Source organism: Mesomycoplasma molare, assembly GCF_024918955.1.
Classification (GTDB): Bacteria; Bacillota_I; Bacilli_A; order Mycoplasmatales; family Metamycoplasmataceae; genus Mesomycoplasma_A; species Mesomycoplasma_A molare.
In genome coordinates this window covers 544,065-566,863 of the sequence record NZ_CP103423.1, presented here as the reverse complement: position 1 = coordinate 566,863, position 22,799 = coordinate 544,065, and the positions used below count along the sequence as shown (strand labels likewise).

At 24.7% G+C, this 22,799-nt stretch carries 18 protein-coding genes and 1 tRNA gene; 6 read left to right on the top strand and 13 right to left on the bottom strand.

Going from position 1 to position 22,799, the window contains the following annotated elements; all coding sequences use genetic code 4:
* Positions 1–135 precede the first annotated feature (135 nt).
* From NX772_RS02590 to NX772_RS02570, 5 genes are all read left to right on the top strand, one after another.
* The gene (locus tag NX772_RS02590) at positions 136–1,752 is read left to right on the top strand and encodes a CTP synthase (RefSeq protein ID WP_027123375.1); all 1,617 of its coding nucleotides are present in this window, start codon (positions 136–138) and stop codon (positions 1,750–1,752) included.
* On the top strand, positions 1,739–4,414 hold the full coding sequence (locus tag NX772_RS02585; RefSeq protein WP_051542172.1) for a cation-translocating P-type ATPase: 2,676 nt from the start codon (positions 1,739–1,741) through the stop codon (positions 4,412–4,414). The genes NX772_RS02590 and NX772_RS02585 overlap by 14 nt, the downstream gene beginning before the upstream one ends.
* A 93-nt stretch (positions 4,415–4,507) precedes the next feature.
* A complete protein-coding gene (ptsP, locus tag NX772_RS02580; RefSeq protein ID WP_259429349.1) occupies positions 4,508–6,238 on the top strand; it encodes a phosphoenolpyruvate--protein phosphotransferase in 1,731 nt (576 codons plus the stop codon).
* Complete coding sequence (gene pepF / locus NX772_RS02575; protein WP_027123373.1) at positions 6,225–8,054, top strand: oligoendopeptidase F; 1,830 nt, start codon at positions 6,225–6,227, stop codon at positions 8,052–8,054. Before ptsP ends, pepF begins: the two co-directional genes overlap by 14 nt.
* Positions 8,055–8,257: 203 nt before the next feature.
* Positions 8,258–9,448, top strand: coding sequence for a fibronectin type III domain-containing protein (locus NX772_RS02570; protein WP_027123372.1), 1,191 nt, complete (start codon positions 8,258–8,260; stop codon positions 9,446–9,448).
* A 598-nt stretch (positions 9,449–10,046) separates the two neighbouring features.
* Here the strand turns inward: NX772_RS02570 and NX772_RS02565 are convergent.
* The 5 genes from NX772_RS02565 to NX772_RS02550 all read right to left on the bottom strand — a co-directional run bounded on the left by NX772_RS02565 (position 10,047) and on the right by NX772_RS02550 (position 15,165).
* Positions 10,047–10,502, bottom strand: coding sequence for a hypothetical protein (locus NX772_RS02565; protein ID WP_259429348.1), 456 nt, complete (start codon positions 10,500–10,502; stop codon positions 10,047–10,049).
* 58 nt (positions 10,503–10,560) lie between these two features.
* Positions 10,561–10,647, bottom strand: coding sequence for a hypothetical protein (locus tag NX772_RS04010; RefSeq protein WP_465223510.1), 87 nt, complete (start codon positions 10,645–10,647; stop codon positions 10,561–10,563).
* Positions 10,648–10,899: 252 nt separating this feature from the next.
* Positions 10,900–11,712, bottom strand: a complete 813-nt coding sequence (locus NX772_RS02560; RefSeq protein ID WP_027123470.1) for a hypothetical protein — start codon at positions 11,710–11,712, stop codon at positions 10,900–10,902.
* Between the two features lie 55 nt (positions 11,713–11,767).
* Complete coding sequence (locus tag NX772_RS02555; RefSeq protein WP_036450248.1) at positions 11,768–12,667, bottom strand: RluA family pseudouridine synthase; 900 nt, start codon at positions 12,665–12,667, stop codon at positions 11,768–11,770.
* A complete protein-coding gene (locus NX772_RS02550; RefSeq protein ID WP_027123468.1) occupies positions 12,667–15,165 on the bottom strand; it encodes a DUF31 family putative serine protease in 2,499 nt (832 codons plus the stop codon). Before NX772_RS02550 ends, NX772_RS02555 begins: the two co-directional genes overlap by 1 nt.
* A 36-nt stretch (positions 15,166–15,201) precedes the next feature.
* Between NX772_RS02550 and NX772_RS02545 the strand changes: the two genes are divergently transcribed.
* Positions 15,202–15,287: transfer RNA gene (locus tag NX772_RS02545), tRNA-Leu, on the top strand.
* Between the two features lie 73 nt (positions 15,288–15,360).
* Here NX772_RS02545 and greA read toward each other — a convergent pair.
* The 8 genes from greA to NX772_RS02505 are packed head-to-tail and all read right to left on the bottom strand — an operon-like array spanning position 15,361 to position 22,756.
* On the bottom strand, positions 15,361–15,858 hold the full coding sequence (gene greA, locus NX772_RS02540; RefSeq protein ID WP_027123467.1) for a transcription elongation factor GreA: 498 nt from the start codon (positions 15,856–15,858) through the stop codon (positions 15,361–15,363).
* 45 nt (positions 15,859–15,903) lie between these two features.
* On the bottom strand, positions 15,904–16,476 hold the full coding sequence (locus tag NX772_RS02535) for a BC85_0335 family putative methyltransferase (RefSeq protein ID WP_027123466.1): 573 nt from the start codon (positions 16,474–16,476) through the stop codon (positions 15,904–15,906).
* Between the two features lies 1 nt (position 16,477).
* Positions 16,478–16,813 carry a hypothetical protein gene (locus tag NX772_RS02530; protein ID WP_027123465.1) on the bottom strand — a complete coding sequence of 112 codons (336 nt, stop codon included), beginning with the start codon at positions 16,811–16,813 and terminating at the stop codon, positions 16,478–16,480.
* On the bottom strand, positions 16,813–17,232 hold the full coding sequence (gene ruvX, locus NX772_RS02525) for a Holliday junction resolvase RuvX (RefSeq protein WP_027123464.1): 420 nt from the start codon (positions 17,230–17,232) through the stop codon (positions 16,813–16,815). The genes NX772_RS02530 and ruvX overlap by 1 nt, the downstream gene beginning before the upstream one ends.
* Positions 17,225–19,855, bottom strand: coding sequence for an alanine--tRNA ligase (gene alaS, locus NX772_RS02520; RefSeq protein ID WP_027123463.1), 2,631 nt, complete (start codon positions 19,853–19,855; stop codon positions 17,225–17,227). The genes ruvX and alaS overlap by 8 nt, the downstream gene beginning before the upstream one ends.
* A gap of 9 nt (positions 19,856–19,864) precedes the next feature.
* Positions 19,865–20,974, bottom strand: a complete 1,110-nt coding sequence (gene mnmA, locus NX772_RS02515) for a tRNA 2-thiouridine(34) synthase MnmA (protein WP_027123462.1) — start codon at positions 20,972–20,974, stop codon at positions 19,865–19,867.
* Between the two features lie 44 nt (positions 20,975–21,018).
* On the bottom strand, positions 21,019–21,702 hold the full coding sequence (locus tag NX772_RS02510) for a phosphorylase family protein (RefSeq protein ID WP_027123461.1): 684 nt from the start codon (positions 21,700–21,702) through the stop codon (positions 21,019–21,021).
* A complete protein-coding gene (locus NX772_RS02505) occupies positions 21,677–22,756 on the bottom strand; it encodes a nicotinate-nucleotide adenylyltransferase (protein ID WP_027123460.1) in 1,080 nt (359 codons plus the stop codon). Before NX772_RS02505 ends, NX772_RS02510 begins: the two co-directional genes overlap by 26 nt.
* Positions 22,757–22,799 lie beyond the last annotated feature (43 nt).

Here is a 22,799-nt window from a genome sequence, read left to right as displayed (position 1 = left end):
TCATCTCTTTTTAAAAATAATAAAAAGTAAATATTTAATAATTTACATCTAATAAAAAAATAAATTTTTGTATAATTAAATATATTAATTAAAATTTAAGTTTTAAAAATTTATTTTAATTTCAGAAAGGGAAAGATGTCAAAATTTATTTTTGTTACTGGTGGGGTAATTTCAGGGCTAGGTAAGGGAGTTGCCGCTGCCTCTATTGGTAATTTATTAAAATCTAGAGGATTTAGTGTATTTGTTTTAAAATTAGATCCTTATTTAAATGTAGATCCTGGAACTATGTCGCCATATGAACATGGTGAAGTATATGTAACGCAAGATGGAGGAGAAACCGATTTAGATCTAGGTCACTACGAAAGATTTATTAATGAAAATTTTTCAAGAGATTCAAACTATACAAGTGGTAAGATCTTTTGAAATATATTAGAAAAAGAAAGACTAGGTGAATATAAAGGTAAAACTGTTCAATACATTCCGCATGTAACGGATGAAATAATTTTAATAATTAAAAATATTGAAAAAAAATATAATAGTGATTTTATTATAGTAGAAATTGGTGGAACAGTAGGAGATATAGAGTCCAATCCTTTTATTTACGCAATTGCGCAGATGAGTGGAGAAAAAAATGGATTAAATACATTTTTTATCCATGTGACATATGTTCCTTTTTTAGAAACATCAGGTGATTTTAAGACAAAACCAACACAAGATTCTGTAAATAAATTAAGAGGAATGGGTATAAAACCAAATATGATTCTTTTAAGGTCTAATGATAAAGTTGAAAATGCTGTTTTAACTAAAGTAGCAAAAGCTACATTTTTAAGTGAAAAAAGCGTTATATCCGCTCCAGATTTAGCTAATGTTTATGAAATGCCTTTATATTTAGAAAAAAAAGGTGCAGCAAATATAATTTTGAACTATTTTGGAATTAATGATGTTAAACCTAATTTAAGAAAATGAACAATGTTCGCTAATAAAGTTAATAAAGAAAAAAAAGATACTTTATTAATTAAAATGTTAGGTAAATACACAAGTTTTTCTGATGCTTATAAATCCATTAATGAAGCATTAAAAATTTCTGGAATTGATTTGGGTTATGATATAAAAATTGAATATATTGATTCTAATTTATTAAACGAAGAAAATATTAGTACTAATTTAGATGATGCGGATGGTGTGATAATTTTACCAGGATTCGGAGTAAGAGGTTTTGAAGGAAAGGTTTTAGGAGCTATTTATACAAGAGAAAAAGATATACCAACTTTTGGAATTTGTCTTGGAATGCAAGCCATGTCAGTAGCTCAAGCTAGATTAAAAGGGTTTAAAAAAGCTACTTCTAAAGAATTTGCTTCAGGAGATAAAGACGAAGTTTATGTATTGGATTATATCAAAGGTAAAAATGAAAAAGATAAAATGGGTGGAACATTAAGATTAGGAGAATCTCCTTCAGTTTTTAAAAAAGATTCACACATTGCTAAATATTATAAAAGTACAGAAGTTTATGAAAGACATAGACATCGTTATGAAATTCAACACAATTTTATTGAATTATTAGAAGATGAAAACTTTAGTTTTTCAGGTTACCATCCAGAGTTAAAATTGGTTGAATCTTGTGAAGATAAAAGCAAATCTTTTTATATCGGAGTTCAATATCATCCAGAATTTACAGCTAGACCTTTAAGTCCTCATAAATTATTTAATGCTTTTGTAGAAAAAGCTGCAGAAAGAAAAAATGGAAAAAAATAGCAATTTTTTAACCGTTGATTTTAATAAAGGTTTAAATAATGAAGAAGTTTTAGAAAATAGAAAAGAATATGGAGAAAATAAATTAAGAGAAAAGAAAAAAACTCCTTTATTCATAAAATTTTTAAAACAATTTATTGAGCCAATGATAATTTTATTATTAGTAGCTTCCGGTCTATCTTTAGGTATAGCTATTTATGAATTTATAGTGCACGGAAATGAACATACTAAAATAGAAATTATTACAAGTTTTATGGAACCTTTTGTTATTTTGTTTATAGTAATTTTAAATGCTATATTTGGTTTAATTCAGGAAAATAAAGCAGAAAAATCCATAGAATCACTACGTTCTTTAAGTTCACCAACTTCTAGAGTGTTAAGAAACGGACAAGAAATAATTATTTTAACAGAAGAAATAGTTGTAGGAGACATTGTTTTAATAGAAGCAGGAAATACAATTGGAGCAGATGGAATTTTAATAAATTCAGCACAACTAGAAGTAGAAGAATCTATTTTAACAGGTGAATCACTAAGTGTTTTTAAAAAGAATATCACTAACGAAACATTTAATTGAGAAGATAATGAAGAAACTAATGTATTTGCCGGAACTAATGTAATAAACGGAAGAGCTAAATTTCTAGTAACTAAAACAGGTAATAATACGAAATTAGGAAATATTGCGGAATTATTAAATAATGAAGGAGAAAAATTAACTCCTTTACAAAGTAAGTTATCCTCTTTAAGCAAAAAAATCGGAATTTTCTCTGCTTTTTTATGTGTGGTTACTTTTTTAGTTTATATATTTGTAGTTGCATCAGGTAATTGAAATCGTTTTGCACAAGGAATAATAATTGCTATAACTTTAGCAATAGGAACTATTCCTGAAGGTTTAGTTCCTATAGTTACTGTAATATTATCTATAGGAGTTAAGCGTTTATCAAGTAAAAATGCTTTAGTTAAAAAGTTACCAGCAGCAGAAACATTAGGTAATGTATCTATTATTTGCAGTGATAAAACTGGTACTTTAACACAAAACAAAATGAAAGTAGTTGAAACATATATAGATCCTTTATTTACAGAGCAAGAATTTATAGAAAATTTTGTTTTATGTACAGATGCAACATATTTTAAAAATGAAAAAGATGAAATAGAATTAATTGGTGATCCTACTGAAACAGCAATTATTCAATATGCACTAAATAAAAACATTTTTAAATTAAAGTTATCTAATGAATTTGAAAGAATTAACGAAATTCCTTTTGATTCAGAACGAAAAATGATGACTGTTTTTATTAAATACAACAATCGGATTTTTTCTATAACCAAGGGGGCACCAGATTCTATTTTTAGAATTTCAAGAAACTACAATCAAGATTTTGAAAATTATAATCTAAAATTTTCTAGTAAAGCTTTAAGAGTATTAGCTTTAGCTATTAAAGAATGAGATAATATTCCTGAAAATTTAAATTCAGAAAATATAGAAAATAATCTAACTTTAATTGGTTTAATAGGGATGATAGATCCGCCAAGAGAAGAAGTAAAAACTTCAATAGAAATAGCTAAGAAAGCAGGTATTAAAACCGTAATGATAACCGGTGATTATGAAAATACAGCTTATGCTATAGCTAAAGAATTAAAAATTGTAGAAAATGAGAATGATATGGTTTTAAGTGGAAGAGAACTTAAAATTATGTCAGATGAAGAATTAGATAAAATAATAGAAAAAGTAGCAGTTTTTGCAAGAGTTAGCCCTGAAGATAAAATAAGAATTGTTAAGTCTTGACAAAAACATAACAAAGTTGTTTCGATGACTGGAGATGGAGTAAACGACGCTCCAGCTTTAAAAGCAGCTGATATAGGTTGCGCTATGGGCATTACAGGTACTGACGTTTCTAAACAAGCTGCTGATATGGTTCTAACAGATGATAATTTTTCTACCATTGTTAGTGCCGTAAAAGAAGGTAGAAAAATTCTTTATAATATAAAAAGGCTTATGATTTTCTTATTTACAACAAATCTAAGTGCTTTATTAACTACTTTTATTGGAATGCTAATATTTGGTATCAATCCATTATCTTCTTTACAAATTTTGTGAATAAACATAATTTCTGAGACTTTTCCAGGAATAGCTTTAGGGCTAAATAGAACCAAGCAAGATTTAATGAAAAATAAACCATTAGAAAAAAATGCTTCAATATTAGATAAAGGTATGATGATAAAAATATTAATATTATCATTACTAACAACAACTTTATCATTGTTTTCATTTTATTTAGGAGCAGCAAGCTCTTATGGGTCATTTAGTTTTTTAGGAGTAAGAGATACATTACAATTAAATAATAATACTCTACATTTAGCATCACTTTCATGCTTTATAACTATGGGAATTATTTTATCTTTAAACTCAATTGTTTTAAGAAGTAATGAATTGCTAATAGAACAAAAAATTAAAGATATAAAATTTGTATTTTTTGCTTTTATAGTAAGTTTTATTATTTTATTACCCGTTGCTTATATTCCTGAGTTTTCTAAAATATTTAACATGAATTTTTATGTAGAAAAATTTAATAATTGAATTCCTTTTATTCCTTTTATTTTTGGATTAATACCTATACTATCGATAGAAATAGTTAAATCAATTCAAATTTTAATTCGTAAAAAATAAGAAGTCTATTTCTTATTTTTTTTACCAAAAAATAATAAGAAAAAAATAAAAAATAATATAATTTTAATAATAAGAATTTTAAGGAGATTATTTATGTCACAAAAAATCAAAGGAATAGGAGCATCTAACGGAGTTTCAATAGCTAAAGTTTTTAAAATCGAAGAAACTAAAATAGAAATAAATTCTAATAAAATAGTTAATGTTGAACAAGAATTAGAAACATTTAGATCAGCACTCAAAAAAGCAACAGAACAAGTTGAAAAAATAAAAGAAAAAGCTTTATTAACACTTTCAGAAGAAGAAGCGAGTGTATTTGACGCACATTTATTATTTATTTCTGATCCTTCAATAATTGAACCAATTGAAGCTATGATAACTACAGATAATTTTAATGCAGTTTATTCAACGGATGTAGTTATGAAGCAAAAAATAGAAGAATTTCTAGCTTTTGATGATCCTTATTTTAAGGAAAGGGCTGCCGATATAAAAGACGTAGCATCAAGAATTATTAAAGCCCTATTAAATATAGAAAGTGTCGATCTTTCAGAAATTAATGAAGAAACCATAATTGTCGCAGAAGATTTAACACCTTCTGATACAGCGCAATTAAACAAAAAGTTTGTTAAAGGATTTTTAACAAATATCGGAGGTAGAACTTCCTATTCAGCTATCATGGCCAGAAGTTTAGAAATACCCGCAATTTTAGGGTTAGGTAATATTACTGAGTTGGTTGAAAATAATGACATTGTTGCTATGAATGGTGAAACCGGAATAGCAATTATTAAACCAACAGAAGAAGAAATATCAACTTTTAAAAATGAATATGAAAATTATTTAAATTACAAAAAAGAATTAGAAACCTTTTTAAATAAAGAATCAAAATCAAAAGATAATAAAAAAGTAAAAATAGCTTCAAATATAGGCTCAGTCCAAGATTCAGAAGGAGCTTTAAAATTTAATGCTGATGCAGTTGGTTTATTTAGAAGTGAATTCTTGTATATGGATGCAGAAAATTGACCAACAGAAGATGAACAATTTAATTCATATAAAGCTGTTTTAGAAAAAATGAATGGTAAACAAGTTGTAGTTAGAACTTTAGATATAGGAGGAGACAAAACTTTAAAATATTTTAAATTCCCTGAGGAAATGAATCCGTTTTTAGGTTATAGAGCAATTAGATTATCATTAGATAGAAAAGACACATTTGTAACACAACTAAGAGCATTAATTCGTGCTTCTGCTTACGGGAATTTAGCTATTATGTTTCCTATGATTGCTACAGTTGATGAATTTAAAGAAGCTAAAAAAATCTATAATGAAGTTTATGAACAAGTAAAATCAGAAGGATATGAAGTCTCAGAAAATATAGAAGTGGGTATGATGGTTGAAGTTCCTTCTGCTGCAGTTTTAACTGAACAATTTTGTAAATATGCAGATTTTGTATCAATTGGTACAAATGACTTAATGCAATACACAATGGCTTCCGATAGAATGAATGAAAAAGTTTCATATTTATATCAACCTTTAAATCCTTCAATTCTTAAACTAATTAAAATGACTATTGATGGAGCACATAAAGCAGGTAAATGAGCGGGTATGTGTGGAGAAATGGCTGGAGATTTAAATGCAATTCCTTTATTATTAGGAATGGGGTTAGATGAATTTTCAATGTCATCTACAAGCATTTTAGAAGCTAAAAAATTAATTTCAGAAATAGAATACTCAAAAGCTCACAAGTTAGTTCATCAAGCGTTAAAATGTGACAACGAGTTTGAAGTAAAACAATTATTAGATCAATTTAAAAAAGAAAATGAAATTTTATAAAAAAATTGAAGATGTTCCTAAAAAATATACATTTGATTTAGAATCTCTTTTAGAAAATAAAAAAATCGAAGATATTATTAAAGAATATTGAAAAATAAAAAATAAAGAATTAGATTATAAAGATTCAAAATACGAAAGTGTTGAATCTTTTCTTTATTTTAAAAAATTAGAAAATAAAAATGAAATAAAATATAATAAAATAATAAATTACTTGTCTAATAAATTAACTATAAATTCTGTAGATGAAAAAATAAATCAAATTAAAACAAAATTTGAAAATGATTTTGATGAATTTGATAAGAAAAATGGTTCTGAAATAAATAGAATTTTTCAAAATATTGAAAAAATAAAAATTTGAAAAGAAGATCCTAGATTAAAAGATTACAAACTTGAATTTGAACAAGTAATTGATTTTAAAAAGTATAAGTTTTCTGATGAAATTGAAACTTTTTTAATGGAAATTAGTAGATCACAAAGTGATTTTGGGGAAATATTTCAGATTTTAAGTGATATTGAAACAGATTTAGGTTATGCTACAAGCTCTAAAGGTAAAAAAATTAAAATAACTCAAGGTAATTATTCACTTTTATTAAAAAACAAGGATAGAAAAATTAGACAAACAGCCTACAATAGTTATTTGGATGCATATTATAAAAATAAAAATACATATTCAAAACTATTAATTCAACATTTTACAAAAATTTCTGTATTTGCCCTTAAAAGAAATTTTAAGTCCTCAGTAAATTTTTTACTTAGTGAAGACTATGTGGGTGAAAAAGTAATTAAAAACCTATTTTTAAATGTTAAAAAGATGAATAAAATAATACAAAAGTTTGAAAAAGCAGATAAAATATTTTTTAAATTTAAATTTAATGAAAAAAAAGAAATTTATGATGGCGATTTAGATTTATTTTCTAAAAAAGAATATTATTCAGTTGAAAAGGGACAAGAAACGTTTTTAAAAGCAACGAAAGATATGGGCGAGGAATATATTAAGGTTTCTGAAAAAGCTTTTTCAGAAAGATGAATAGATTATATGAATTATTCAAATAAAGCATCTGGAGCATATTCTATAAGCAACTCTTTTGGTTTAGATAAAATATTTATTTCAATGAATTGAAATTATACTTTAGATTCAGTTTTAACTTTAGCTCATGAAATGGGACATTCTCTACATACTTATTTTTCTAATAAAAATCAACCTCAAAATTTAAGCGATTATCCAATTATTTTAGCTGAAATAGCTTCTATTTTTAATGAACTTATTATAAGTGATTATTTATTATCTAATTCAAAAAATGAAATAACTCGTTTCCAATTGTTAAGAGAAAATATTAATAACTTCATCTCTACAGTTATCAAACAAACATTTTGGGCCAATTATGAATATGAGCTTTACAAAAAAATAGATAGTAAAGAAAATATATCTACTTTTGAAGATTTATCAATGATTTATTCTGATTTATATAAACAATATTTTGCTAAAAAAATACCTAATAAAAAACTCACTATTTATTCAGTCATTATTCCTCATTTTTATTATGATTTTTATGTTTATAAATATGCCATAGGTTATATTGTGGGAAGCATATTTTTCTCAAAATATAAAGAAAATAAAGAAAAAGAACTAAAAAAATATATAGAATTATTTTTATCCGCGGGCGGAAAGGATAAACCTCTTAATATTTTAAAAGAATCAGAGATTGATTTGGAAAAAGAAGATATTTTTTTAAAATCTTTATCTGTTTTTAAAAAAATGGTTAACGATTATATAAAATTAGGAAACAAAATTTTTAAGAATAATAAGAATAAATAATATAGATATTTTTAAATTTATAACCCATAATTAAAGATTTTTTTGTTTTTTTATTTAGTTTGTTGTTTTGGTTACCAATTTGGTAACCATTTTGGTAACCATTTTGGTAACCAAAAATGATTTTTAATATATAATTTAAATATTAAAACAAAATAAAAGTAATTATTTTAATTTTTATCAATAAAAAAGAATTTAAGGAAAATATGAAAAAAAATAAATTTTTAAAACCTTTAATTGTATCTAGTGTTGCTTCACTTAGTGGATTGATGGTTTTATCTTGTTCAAAAGTTGAGGAAAAATCTGATATAGTATTTTCGACAACTAATTTATATTCTTCTTCAGTTATATTAAATTTTCAAGCTAAAGAAGAGAAATTTTCTAGTGAAGATTATGAGTATAAATTTGAATATAAAAAAGCAACTGACAATGATTTTAAAACAGCAAATTTTGACTTAATTCAAAGACACTCTGATAAAGCAACTGTAACACTAAATAATCTAACAGATTCTACTAAATATGTTTTTAAAGTATTTAGAAAAGCTAAAAACGATGCTACATCAGGAGAGTTTAAAGAATTAATAATTGCAGGAGCCACAAATGATATTGCTTGATTCACTACGACAGCAAAACCTCAAATTTCCTCTGCAAAATTTGAGTTAACTCAAGGTAAAGAAGCTAGTTCAGTAGATGTTACATTGAACTTTAGCACACCAAGCGATTTTAAAGGTAAAAAAATATGAGTAAAATTAGTAGAAATAGAGCCTAAAGGTATATATAAAGTTGTTAATGATTCAATACAAGAAGTTAGTGGTTTATATACAGATGAAAATTCTTCATTTAAAATTACAATACCAGGGTTATTATCACAAAAAACATACGCTATTCAATCTCTTAAATTTGGGGATGAAAACTCAACTCTTACAAGTTCTACTGATTTAACTTATGAGGATCAAAACTTAAATAATCATTTAACGACAAAAGCATATTTGAGTTCTTTTAAAAGAGTACCTTCAAGTACAGTATCTACAAGCGATCAAAGTGTGAAGCCTTTAACAATTAATGCAGAAACACATTCAATAATTGAAAATGAAGCTTATATTTTAACTATTAGAGAGTTTGATAGAAAATCTGGAGATTTTGTAAAAGTATCAAAAGATTCAGGTGAAGAGTTTATTGATTATTCTGTTGAAGCAACAGCGCAATCAGATTCTTTAAATAGATTATATTTTGTATTTTCAAATATTCCTCAAACGGGGTCTGATGGTCAGACAGCAAGAGGAAAAAGTTATAAAGTTGTAAGTTTTGTTCAAAAAGGAAAAGAAGGACAAGAAAATAAAGAATTAACTATTTTTAAAGACTTTTCAAAAGTTATTATTATAGATGAAATTGTTTAATCTAGTTGCAATAGTTTATAAAAAAAATTCCTAGAAATATCTCTAGGAATTCCTAAAATGCAAATTGAAGTGCACCAGTAGTTTTTATTATAAAAACATTGTACTACAATTTACAATATTTTATACCCCTATTTACTATTAAGGGGGTGAAGGGGATATCCCCTTCTTTTAATTCCGCTTGTAAAGCGGTTTTTATTAATGAAGTTAATAAAAATTATGGGGCAAAATTTTTCGACCCTTTCATTATTTTCTTGTAATAATCTTGTAATTTTTAATAGTTTTAATTAATATTTATTTAATCTTTCTATTTCTTCTTCATATATGTCAAAAGCGCATTTTCCTTCTAGTATGTCTCTATTCATAAAATTTATTCTTTTTCAAGATTTAATATTTCCTCTCGAGAGACTTTATTAAAATCAGTCCCTTTTTATAAACTCTTCTTATAAGTCCGTTAAAATTTTCATTAGTTCCTCTTTGAAAAGAAGCGTATTTATCGGCTTTATAAATTTTAATTCCTAATTTTTTGCTAATATTCCAACCGCATTAAATTCAATTCCATTATCAAAAGTAATACTTTCAACAGGTAATTCTAGTGTATTTATTCTTTCATAAAGCACTTTATTAATGTAAAAGGATTTTTACTTGATACTTTCACAATTATTCCCAACCTACTTTTTCTTTCCACTAAAGTTAAAAGACTAGAATGCCCTGCGGATTTTTTACCTATAACTAAATCACCCTCTCAATGCCCAAATGTTTCTCTTAAATCAATATGTTTTGGTCTAGCTCAAATAGGAAATACATAATTTGACTGCACAAGTCTTTCAATAACGTTATTTTTTCTTTTTCCGCCTTTTGTATAGTGCTTTCTTAATCTATCTTTATTAGTTAATACTCATTTTCCTGTATTAATCCAATTAAAAACAGTCCTTAGCGAAGGGATTTTAATATTTTTAATACCTTCTTTTATTAAGTTGTAAGTCATTTTTATTCCGCATGTTGCTTTGTTAAAATTATCTTTAATAAGTTTGCTAAATTCTTTATAATCATCCATTTGAGAAAGAAAAACAATCTTTTATGTTTATGTCTTATTTTGGCTTTTTCATTTGCTATTAAATGATCATAAAATCCGTAAAAATTTGAATTTCTTTTAATTCTCTTGACACTGTTGAGTGATTGACATTAAGAAAATTAGCAATTTGTCTAATTGAATATTTTTATAAAACAATTTCTCTATTAAAAATCTTTTTCAGCATTTAAATGCGAATAATGCTTTGTTGTATTATAATTCATATGGTCCTTTCAATAAAAAGTATGTTGTCTTAAATTTTTATAGGTAGTTTTTTTATTTAAAAAATCAAGTGCAACCACTTTTTAATTTTACATTATAGTGGTGCACTTGATTTTGCATTCAGGGAAAATTCCTAGAAATATCTCTAGGAATTTTTTATTTAACTTAATCTTACAATAATTTGAATTAATTCTTCTTTAGACATATTTTCGATGCCTGAAATTTCTAATTTTGAAGCTATATTTCTTAGTTTTTCTATTTCTAGTTTTTGAAGTTTTTCTTTTAACTCTTCTTTTTCTTTAGAAAATTTATTTTCTTCTTTTGATTGCTTATCTTCAGAAGTTTTTTGTTTTTGTTTGTTTAAATCGTCTGTATTTTCAAAGCTGGAAAATTTATCAAATATATTATTTAATTCTGGTAAATTTTCTAGTACTTTTTTAGCTTGTTCTGTATGATGTGCTATTAAAAAATCTTTTTGTATTTTTCTTATATTCATAAAAATAAATAGTGTTATTCAAGTAATTAGTACTAATATTAAAGTTAATATAAAAGGTAAAATAACTTCAACAGTTTTAAATAAACTTTTGTTTTTTAAAAAATCATTATTAACAAAATAACTAATTAGATATATTGGAAAAATAAAACTTAGTAAAAATAATAAACTATATGATCTTTGACTTATGAAAGCTAAATTTTTATTATCATAACTTTTTTTAATTGAACTAATGTAAGAATAAAAACTAAAACTCGCAATAAACATACTTAAAAGAGAAAATAATAAAATATTTTGTTCATAATTGTAAAACGTTTGATCTTCAACCGTTAAGAAAATAGAGGTAGAAATTAGTAAAGCAGAACTAATTAAAAGAATAAATATCATTAATATTGCTAGTAAGATCAATTTTGGTTTGTGTTTTTTTTCTTCTTTCCAAAGTTCTTCTACAGATTTGTTATTAGTAAAATTTAGATTCATATCATCTCCTTTTTAATAATTATACATTAAAAAAATAAATTGGCACTTTTATTAATTAATTGCCAATTTCAAATTCTTTAGGCAAAGCAGAATTAAATTTCATTATTTTACCATTAGGATGTAAAAATTCAATTTCATAGGCATGTAATCTTTGATTAAATTCGTCTACCTTTTTTCCATATAGAGGATCTCCATAAACAGGGTTTTTAATATATGCCATATGAACTCTTATTTGATGTGTTCTACCTGTTTCTAGCTCGCAACGTACAAGTGAAAAATTTTTTGAATTGATTGTAAATAATTTTTCTAAAAAAACATGAGTAATTGCGTTTTTAGAATTTTGTTTAATAACAGCCATTTTTTGTCTATGCATAGGATCTCTTCCGATTGGTAAATCGATATGCGTAATTTCATTGGGAATAAAACCTTCAACTATTGCTTTATACTTTCTTTTTATTTTATGTTCTTTTAATTGTTCTGAAAGAAAGGAGTGGGCTTTATTATTTTTGGCAATAATTAATAAGCCGGATGTATCTTTATCTATTCTATGAAGTATTCCAGGTCTCATTTGTCCGTTTATATTTGATAAATTATTTTTAAAATGATAAAGTAATCCATTAACAAGTGTATTTTCTAGATTTCCAGGAGCAGGATGAACAACTATACCACTAGGTTTATCTATTACTATTAAATCATTGTCTTCATAAACAATATTTAAATCCATTTTTTGAGGTTTTATATTAATTTCTTTTTGAGGAATTTCTTTAATGGAAATAGTTTGACCTTCATAAACAAAAAAATTAGGCTTTAAAACTTGTATTTCATCATTGACAAAAACTTTTTTATTTAATATTAAATCCTTGGCATCATTTCTGGAAATTTCACTATTATCACTTATATATTTATCAATTCTTTCTTTGTATTCTACTATTAATTTAATATTTTCTAAATCCATTAATATTTAATTTTCCCTTCATATTCATCTAAATCAGTTATTATATTTTTAGTTTTATCTAATCATTTTCTTAGAATAGTTTTTTCACTTCCTTTTTTAATTGATAAAGTATCTATTATTCCCGTTCCACTAGAGAGGCCATTTGCGGTTTCTTTGTCAAAGAATCCCCCCCAAAATATTCCTACAACTTGTCCAAATTGATTTAAAACTAAAGAGCCAGACATCCCATGCCCACTGTTAACACCAGGTAGATTAATAATGCTTTTATTATATTTATAATTTTGATTATTAATTGTTTGTTCTTTTTGAATTAAATTTTCATATTTTAAATAAGGTGACTGTGAAACTTCTACATACTCATTTCCGCCTAAATATCCTGCATAATTTAATTCCATAGGTAAAGGTAATAAATTATTATTATCACTGGTGTTTTGTGGAAATTCTATTTTATCACTTATAAAAAAGTTCAATTTATTATCGTTATAATATTTTGCTTGATCTGGAATATATTGATCTACATATTGTTGATTAAAAATATTTTTAATAATTTTATCTTTAGGGAAAGTTACTTTTATTAAAGCAAAATCACTATATTCTCCTTTATTAGGAGTATCAACGCCTAAATTAATCACTTCTAAATTTTTTCAAAATTCTTCAGATTCTTTAGTTATAAATCTAGATTTATTAATACTTTTTTCTGCAAATGAGTGATTAATTCTTCTATCTAATCTCTTAAAGACTTGGTTATAAGTTACCCCTTCTGTTGTTATTGGACTATTTAAATGTGGTAATTTTGTGTATTTTGTATTAAAACTATAAGAAAAAGATGAAATTTTATCCATGTTTTTAGTAAGTTCTGAAACGACATGGATGTTTGTTGCTAAATAATAAGTATTAGTGTTTTTTACTCTATCAAAAACTCAAGCAGTACCGCTTATTATTCTAGAAGTATTTTCGTTTTCATTAACTATATAATGAATGGAAATAGTTCTATTTTTTATATCTTGTAATACATCTTCCTTACTTTTTATTTTAGGATTTTCCTCAAAATCTAAAGAAATATTTTTCTCATCAGATGCTGGTGTTTGAAATGGAATAAATAAATTATTTTCATCTCCATTTCAATTTTTTAAAACAAAATTTAATTTATTGTTTTCAATTTTAAAATTTTTAGTTAGAGAATATTTAAATATTTCAGCGTCTATTTTAAAAGGTAAAAATCTATTTTTAAATTCTTGGCTATTAAAGTATTTTTCTATTTCTTCTCCAATAGTTTTGTATCTAAGAGTTTTATCACTGGAGTTTAAAGTATAAACAGCTAAGTCTTTTTTTGAAATTATATTATAAGAATTATTTATATAGTTTTTATTGATTTGAGTAATATTGAAAATGTCGTTACTAATTTTATCAAAATTAAATAGTTTAAAATTGAAAACTTTACTAAAATTGGTAATTTTATCCGTAACTAGAAAGTCTATATTCCCATTTTGATCATTAATACTTTCTTTTATTAATTTAATTGAAATATTAGGATTTATATTAGAAAAATCTTTTATAATAACATCTGATTTTTCACTAAAGGATGAAGGGAAAATATTATATACTTCTTTTTCAAATTTTAGATTATAAGGATTAATGTTGTTATTGAAAATAGAATTGTTGTAATTAGTATTTTCTTCTTGGTTTAAGTTTAAATTGATGTTTTCTAAAGTAAAGACTTTTCCATAAGAGAAATTTTTAAAAGCAGAGTGGGAGAAACTAACAATTACATCAATAGTTTTATTATGATTATTGTATGTTTCTTTTAAAAGCTCTATATTTGCTTTATAATTCATATTTTCTTTTAAAAAGTATTCATTTTCAACTTTATTAAATACTCTTTCTTCATTTGAATCATCCGCATCTAAATCAAAAAAGTTAAAAAAAGTATTTTGGTTAAATTCGCTATAATTAATGCTATTTACTTCTTGTTTTTGGATAAATTGAAAATTATTAAGCACTTTATTTAGTCTGTTTTTAAACCTTATATCACCAACTTTTGTTGATTTAAAACCTGAAACGATAAAAATTCTTTCTTCTTTAATGTCTTTATTCACTTTAGAAGTAGCTTGCATTTTTATTTTTAATGTTCCATTAAAATCATCTTCACTATTTTCGATCTTATTTATTTCAACGTCATATTCTTCTAAAATATCGTTAATGCTTGCATCTGGTTTTAAACTATATCTTAAATAACTTCTAAAATATTTTTCATTTTCTTTTTTAAGAGCTTCACTAGGAAGAATATCTGAAGCATTTTCTACATCCGCTTGAACAGAAATAAAGTCACTTATTGAATTCTTTTTAATATTTAGATCGGAAATTATGAGATCGGAAGTATCGTTAATTTCATTTTTAAGTAAAAAATAAGTAGCAACACCAATTGAACTAAGAGGTACTATAGTCATTGTTGCTAAAACTGTTTTAAATAAAATATTTTTTTTCTTATTTTCTTTCATATTCATCTCTTTTATATTATAATTTTTTACAGATAAGGCTCATTGGTGAAATGGTAGACACAGGAGATTCAAAACCTCCCGCAAGAGATTGCATATCGGTTCAAGTCCGATATGAGCCACCATATGTTAATTGCACCCATAGAACTATAAAATAAAAGTTAGTTAGATTAATTTATGTAAAACTCTAACTAACTTTTATTTTGCTATTTCTAAAATCTCAACAGAGTATTTTTCAGGAGCTTCCACTTCTATTTTTTCACCAATTGATTGATTTAATATTGCACTAGCTAAAGGTGATAAATTGGAAATTTTAGATGCCATCGGATCTGAGTCTAATGAACCAACAATTTGTACTTCTAATATTTTTCCTTCATTTTCTTTATTTTTTGCATCAAATAATCTTAGTTTTACTTTTGATCCAATTGATACAGTATCACCTTTATATACTTCTTTTATAACTTTAGCTTTAGAAATAATATTTTCTAATTCTAATATTCTAGCTTCTATTATACCTTGTTTCTCTCTAGCAGCATCGTATTCAGCGTTTTCTGATAAATCTCCTTGATTTCTAGCATCTTTAATATCTTCAATTACTTTTGGACGCTCTACATTAATCAAATGTTGTAGCTCATTTTTAAAAGTATCTAAACGTTCTTGAGTTAGTAGAATTTCATTATCATTTTTCTTTTTCATTTGTTGACTCATTATCTCCTTATTTGATTATTTAATTTTACCAAATTAAATTACTATTAATAAAAAACTATTTTTATTTTTCTTAAATTCATACTTAATTTTTTTTGTTTTTAAAAATTCTAAAATTTCATTTTCTATCTTTTTATTTTTAGCTTCTTTTAAAATAATCATTCCGCCCTTTTTTAATTGTTTTATTGACTCTCTGACTAAATTCCCATTTATTAATTCGTAATTGAAAAAAATAAAATCCCAGTTTTCTTTTTTTAAGTAAGATTCTAGATTATTTATATCTGCTTCATAAATTTCTTTATCTTTGAATATGTCTTTAGCTAAAATAAAAGCATTATTTGAATTTTCTATAAATAAATTTTTATTATAATCATTTATTTTAATGCTATTAAAAATAAATTCAAATTCCTCAACTATTAAGTCAGTATTAGTAATTTTTTCAATATTTTCATTTGACAGTTTTATTTCTTCTAATTCAAATTTTTTGTCAGTTAAAATTAGTTTTTGTCTTAATTTATAAGCCTTTATTCTTAAGATGAAATAAATAGCAAAACCGATGATTAAAACAACAAACATAGAAATAATTAATGCAATTCTTGTTGTGTCCATTTTATTCTTCTATTTCTTCGAAATTAAAAAAATCAAATATATTAATTTTTTCATTTTCTAAATAAAAATTTTCTTTATTTTCGTCTATAAAATCATTTAAAATGTCTTCTGCAATTTCTATTTCATCATTTTCCAAAGGCATATATAGATCTTTTTCTTCATTATATTTGAAGGAAAAAATTTCTTTATTTTCATCAAAGGCAAAAAATATTGATTCTCCAACAATATCAGTAGAAAATAAGGTAGTTACTTTTATATTTTCAACTTTATTATTTAAATTTTGAAAATTTATTTCTATTTCCCTATTTTTATCTTTTAAATTAATTTTTTCTTTCATTATAACCTCATTAAGTAATCTTCTAATATTAGTTGAGCAGCTAATTTATCTTTATGTTTTTTTCTTTTTTTTCTTGATAATCCAGCATTAATCATTAATTGTTCTGCATTTTTGGTTGTTTCTCTTTCATCTATTAAAATAACTGGGATATCGAAATTTTGTTCTAATAACTTTTTAAAATTCTCTACCATTAAAGTTCTTTCACTTTTATTTCCGCTCATTTTTAATGGATATCCTAAAGCGAAAATATCAATATTATACAACTTAGTAAATTCTCTTATTTTTTCAATTACTGATTTAAAATCATTTTCTTTAAAAAAGAAATTTTCCAAACCAGTAGCAATTATGTTAAAAGGATCACTTATTGCAAAACCACAAGTTTTTGTTCCTAAGTCTATACCTAATTTTCTTTTATTCATTTTTTAAAAATTCAATTAAATTTTCTTTAAAATTATCAATATTTTTAACAGAACCCTGTGCCATTATCTCATTTCCCCCTCCGGAACCTGAGAAATGAGAAGTTATTTTTATAAATAATTCTTTGGAATTTAAACTTTTAGAAGCAACAACAATAATAATTTTATCTTTTTGTTTAGAACCTAAAATAAATGTTATATTAGGGTGTTTTTCTCTTAAGTGTGCTGCATTATTTTTCAAAGAATTACTATCTAAATCAATGTTTATATAAAATTCTTTACTATTAAAATTTATAGTGTTAATTTCTTGATTGAATTCTTTTTTAGTTGTATTTTTGAGAAGTTCTTTGTGTTTTTCTCTAGATTTTTCAATTAAAAATTTCAATTTTTCCAGTGCATTTTTCTTGTTATCATAATTAATTTGTTCTAAAACATAATTGGAATCTAATTGTTGTATTTTTAAAAGTATATTATTTAAAAGTTCTTTTGATTTTTCTATTTCTTTATCGTAAAATTCATCAACTAATTGATTTGATGTTATTGCTCTAATTCTAAAAATACCAGTTCCTTTATTTTCTACAGAAACAATTTTAAAATTTTCAATAAGTTTAGTATTTTCTATATGTGTACCACCACATAAATCCACAGTTATGTTTTTAAATTCAACCAATCTTACATTATTAGGATCCATATATTCTGTTTCTTCTAACGTCATGATTGCGTTCATTTGTTCTGCGGTTTTGATATCTGTTTCTAGGTATTTACGATTAGTTTCACTTTTTATATAAGAAATAATTCTATTTTCAATTTGTTGAATTTCTTCTTCTGTTGGTTTTTTTTCCAAAGGGAAATCGAAAGTTAGCCTATTTTCATTATTATCTGAACCCAGTTGTTTGATAAAACTTCCATATTGTTCTCTTAATGATTTAAAAAGAAGGTGAGTACTAGAGTGATTTCTTTCTAGTTTTATTCTATTATCTTCGTTTACAAAAATATTTACTTCTTTATTTTTTTCTAATTTTCCTTTTACAACATGAACATTATTTCCAAATTTATCTTTAAAGACTTCTAAAACAGGAATTTTAATATTGTTTTGGATTATATAACCTTGATCGTGTTTTTGTCCACCGCCAGTTGCATATAAAACCGTTTTATCAAAAATTACATATGATAATTTTTGATTGTGAGAAGAAGGTAATTCTTTTTCAGAATCGGCAAGAAATAGAATTTTTGCTGTTGTTTCTAAAGAGTCATAACCTATGAATTCAGAAATTTTATATTGAACTAAATTTAGAGAATTAATTACTTTTTTCATTCCTTCTTTTTTAGAACTTCTAGAAATTTCTGCATGTTCTTTTTTAAGTTTTTCAAAGTCAGAAATATTTATAGTCACCCCTTTTTCTTTTAGAATCTCTTGTGTTAGTTCAATAGGAAAACCATAAGTTTCAAAAAGTTTGAAGGCGATTTTTAAATCGAATTGATCTTTATTTTTTTTAAGTTCTAAATCTAAAAGTTTTTGACCTTGTTCTATCGTTTGTGAAAATAACATTTCTTCATCTTTAATAATTTTAGAAACTTTTTCTACATTTATATTAAAAGGTAAAGAGGACTTTACAACTTCAGTTAGTTTAAATAAAAAAGATTTTTCTTTAATTTCTAATTGTAAACCTGCTCTATAAGCTCTTCTAATTAATCTTCTTATTATATATCCTCTAGAGACATTTGAAGGACTAACGCCATCATTTATAGCATTAACTACAGCTCTTATATGATCTGCTATAATTTTAAATTTAACATTTATTTTTTCAATTTCTTTGTCTTTTTTGAAGTAATTTTCAGGATCATATTTATAGTTAGTAAAATTTTCAATCTCTTTGATTATTGGTAAAAATAAATCTGTATCAAAATTAGTGGGAGCATTTTGTAAAATAGATACTAGTCTTTCAAAACCAGCACCTGTATCTATGTTTTTTTGAGTTAATTCAGTATAATTTCCTTCCCCATCGTTGTTAAATTGTGAAAAAACAATATTTCATATTTCAATAAATCTGTCATTTTCTTCGTCGTTTTGTAGAAGCTCAAGCCCTCTTTTATCAAATTTTTCTCCTCTATCGAAAAATATTTCTGTACATGGACCACAAGGCCCTGAACCAATATCTCAAAAATTGGTGTCTTTATTACCTTTAATGATGTGTGATTCTTCTATACCCATTGATAATCACTTTTCTTTTGTTTCTAAATCTTCTGAAAAATAAGTAAAATATAACTTTTCTTTATCTAATTTTAAAACGTTAATTAAAAAATCATAAGCCATTTCAATCGCTTCTGATTTAAAATAATCTCCAATCGAAAAATTTCCTAACATTTCAAACATTGTATGATGTCTAGTTGTAAAACCTACATTTTCAATGTCGTTAGTTCTTAAAGATTTTTGTGAATTAGTTAATCTTTTTTTTGGAGGAATTTTTTTACCTGAAAAATAATCTTTTAAAGTAGCAACTCCAGAATTAATCCATAATAAAGAAGGATCGTTTAATGGAACGAGAGATTTTGTTTCTACAATTAAATGATCTTTTGATTCAAAATACTTTAATCATAAGTTTCTTATTTCTTTAGATGTAAGCATAATATACTCCTAAACGTAATTAATTTCTTTATTTTTTCTATATATTTTATTTATTGTTGCCCCGCCTAAACATTTTTCACCATCATAAAAAACTATTTGTTGCCCAGGTGTAACAGCTTCGGCTCCTTGGGGATAAAATACTCTTACTTTATTTTCATCAATTATTTTAATTTTTATAGGAACATCATTTTGTCTGTATCTAAATTTAGCAGTTATGTTGTTTGGATTAAAATTTCAATCATTTAGATTCAAATTAATAGCTTCTAATTCATCAGATATTAATCATTCTTTTTCAGAAGCAGGAGCAACATAAATTTCTTTTTTTGATATATTGTGTCCAACAACAAAATAAGGCTCACTCATACCGCCTAAATTTAAGCCTTTTCTTTGCCCTAATGTATAATACATCGCCCCAATATGAGAACCTACAATTTTTTTAGTTTTAATATCTATAATATTTCCTGGCTGAGAAGGGATGTAATTTTGTAAAAAATCAGTAAACTTTCTTTCTCCTATAAAGCAAATACCTGTAGAATCTTTTTTCTTAGCTGTTATTAATCCTAGTTCATCAGCAATTTTTCTAACTTCTGATTTTTCTAAATCTGCTAAAGGGAAAATTGTTTTTGATAGTTGGAAATTACTTAGTTGAGCTAAGAAATAAGTTTGATCTTTATTTTTATCTTTTGCTCTAAAAAGTTTATCACCAACAGTTTTAGCATAATGACCCATAGCAATATAATCGGCATCAAATTCACTTAAAACGTAATTTAAAAATTTATCAAATTTTATATATTTATTGCACAAAATATCAGGATTAGGTGTTCTTCCTATTTTATATTCATCTATAAAATATTGAAAAACGTAATCTCAGTACTCTTGAATAAAATCTTTTCTAAAAATAGGTATTCCTAATTTTTTAGCAACTTCTTTTGCATCTTCTCAATCTTGTTCTTGTGTACATTGTTCTTGAGAGTAATTGTTTCCTAAAATATCATTGTTAACAATAGAGTCCCAATTTCTCATAAAAACAGCTATTACTTCGTGTCCTTGTTTTTGTAATAAATGTGCTGATACAGATGAATCAACTCCGCCAGATAAACCTACTATAATTTTTGCCATAATTAAATTATAATTATAATATATAAAAAAAAATATAAGATAAATTAATAATTTTGATCTATAAAATCAATTAATTCATTAAAAGCTAGTTCTGAAGCATGCGCAATTCTCTTGTTTATATTATCTACATGCTCAATGTTTTGACCAATTTTATCTGATATAGCTTTAAAAGAGTAAAAATTAATTTTATTTTGAAAAGATATTTGAGCAATTGCAAAGCTTTCCATATCAAAAATAGAGCAATTAAATTTTTCTTGAAATGTTTTAGCTTGTTGTTTGTCAAAAATAAAAGAATTTGAAGAGCAAAGATTAACTTTCGAAAATTTCTCAAGTGAAATTAATTTATTTGTAAAAAAAGCCTCTTCACCTGGTGTTTTGCCATCTTCATATCAAGGTGTTTTAACATCGAGATTAAAAAAGTGCTTCGGAATAACTACATCATATATATTTAAATTTTTTGAAAATGCGCCTACTGCGCCAAAGTTAAAAATATTTTCTATTCCAGAAAATTTTGATAACAAAATACCAGTTGTGCTGGCTGCATTTATTAGTCCTATACCGGAATAAACTAAAACAATTTGTTTGTTATTCTTTTGATAAATATAAAATATTTTATTTAATAAATTAATTTTTTGAACTAGTTTTCAACTATATTTAGTCAAATTATTTACTTCGTTTGGATCTGCTATTATTATAGCATTTTTAATATTTTGAAATTCAGTAATCATAAATGTTTAATTGCTCCTCTGAAACAGAAGTTTTATTTAAATTAAATTGTTTTATATGTTCTACAACTTTTTTGAAAGCTAAGTCAAAGTCTTGAAATGCAAGTTCTCTGATTTTTTGGATTCCTTCTCATTTTCTTCCTTGGCATAATTTATCAGCCATAAACACAATTTTATCCAAAGTACCCATTTCTAAATCTAATGATGTGTGAACAGAAATTGCTCTAACTATTTCAGGATTATTTACTTTATAATATTTTTCAAGCCATAGTGAACACGTTGTCTGATGTAGTTTGTAATCAGGATATTTTGATTCATCTAGATTATTTGCAATTAAAAATTCTCTATGGATTTCTATAGTTCATTTTTTAGTTAAGTCATGAACAAGTCCTGAAAATCAAGCAATTTTAGCATCATAACCTAAATGTTTAGCATACTCTGCCGCTAAAGAAGCGGTAAAACGACAATGTTTATTTAATTTTGCATCAGTTGTGTTGTTTAAAATGTCTAAAATGTAAAGAAAGTTTTTTCCTATATATTCTAAGGTTTGAGGAAAAAGATTTTTAAAATTACCAAATTTAACTTCCGTTGAAGAAGATTCAAATATTCTATTATTTAAAAGTATACAATTAAATTTCTTTATATTTTCTTTATTAATTTTTTTACTTCTTTTAAAAATAACAATTTTTACACTTTTAGAAATATTTTCAATTTCTCTTCATTTGTGTAATTTATCTAAATTATCCGATCCTAATATTAAGTAAATCTCATCATTAGGAAACTTATTTTTAAAATATGATACAGTGTCAATTGTGTAACTTATTCCTTTTCTTTTTATTTCAAAAAGAGAAATTTCGCTCTTATCAGGTTTTACATCCTCTATCATTTTTACTCTATCTTCTCAATTTGCATAACTATTTTTACTTTTAAAAGGATTTCTATAAACTGGAACAAAGTATAATTTATCTAGCCTTAAAACTTTAATAGATTCATTCGCAATTTCAATGTGCCCTTTATGTATGGGATCAAAAGATCCACCAAAAATTCCTATTTTCATTTTTTAATTATATAAAAAAACACTAGATAATCTAGGTTTTTTG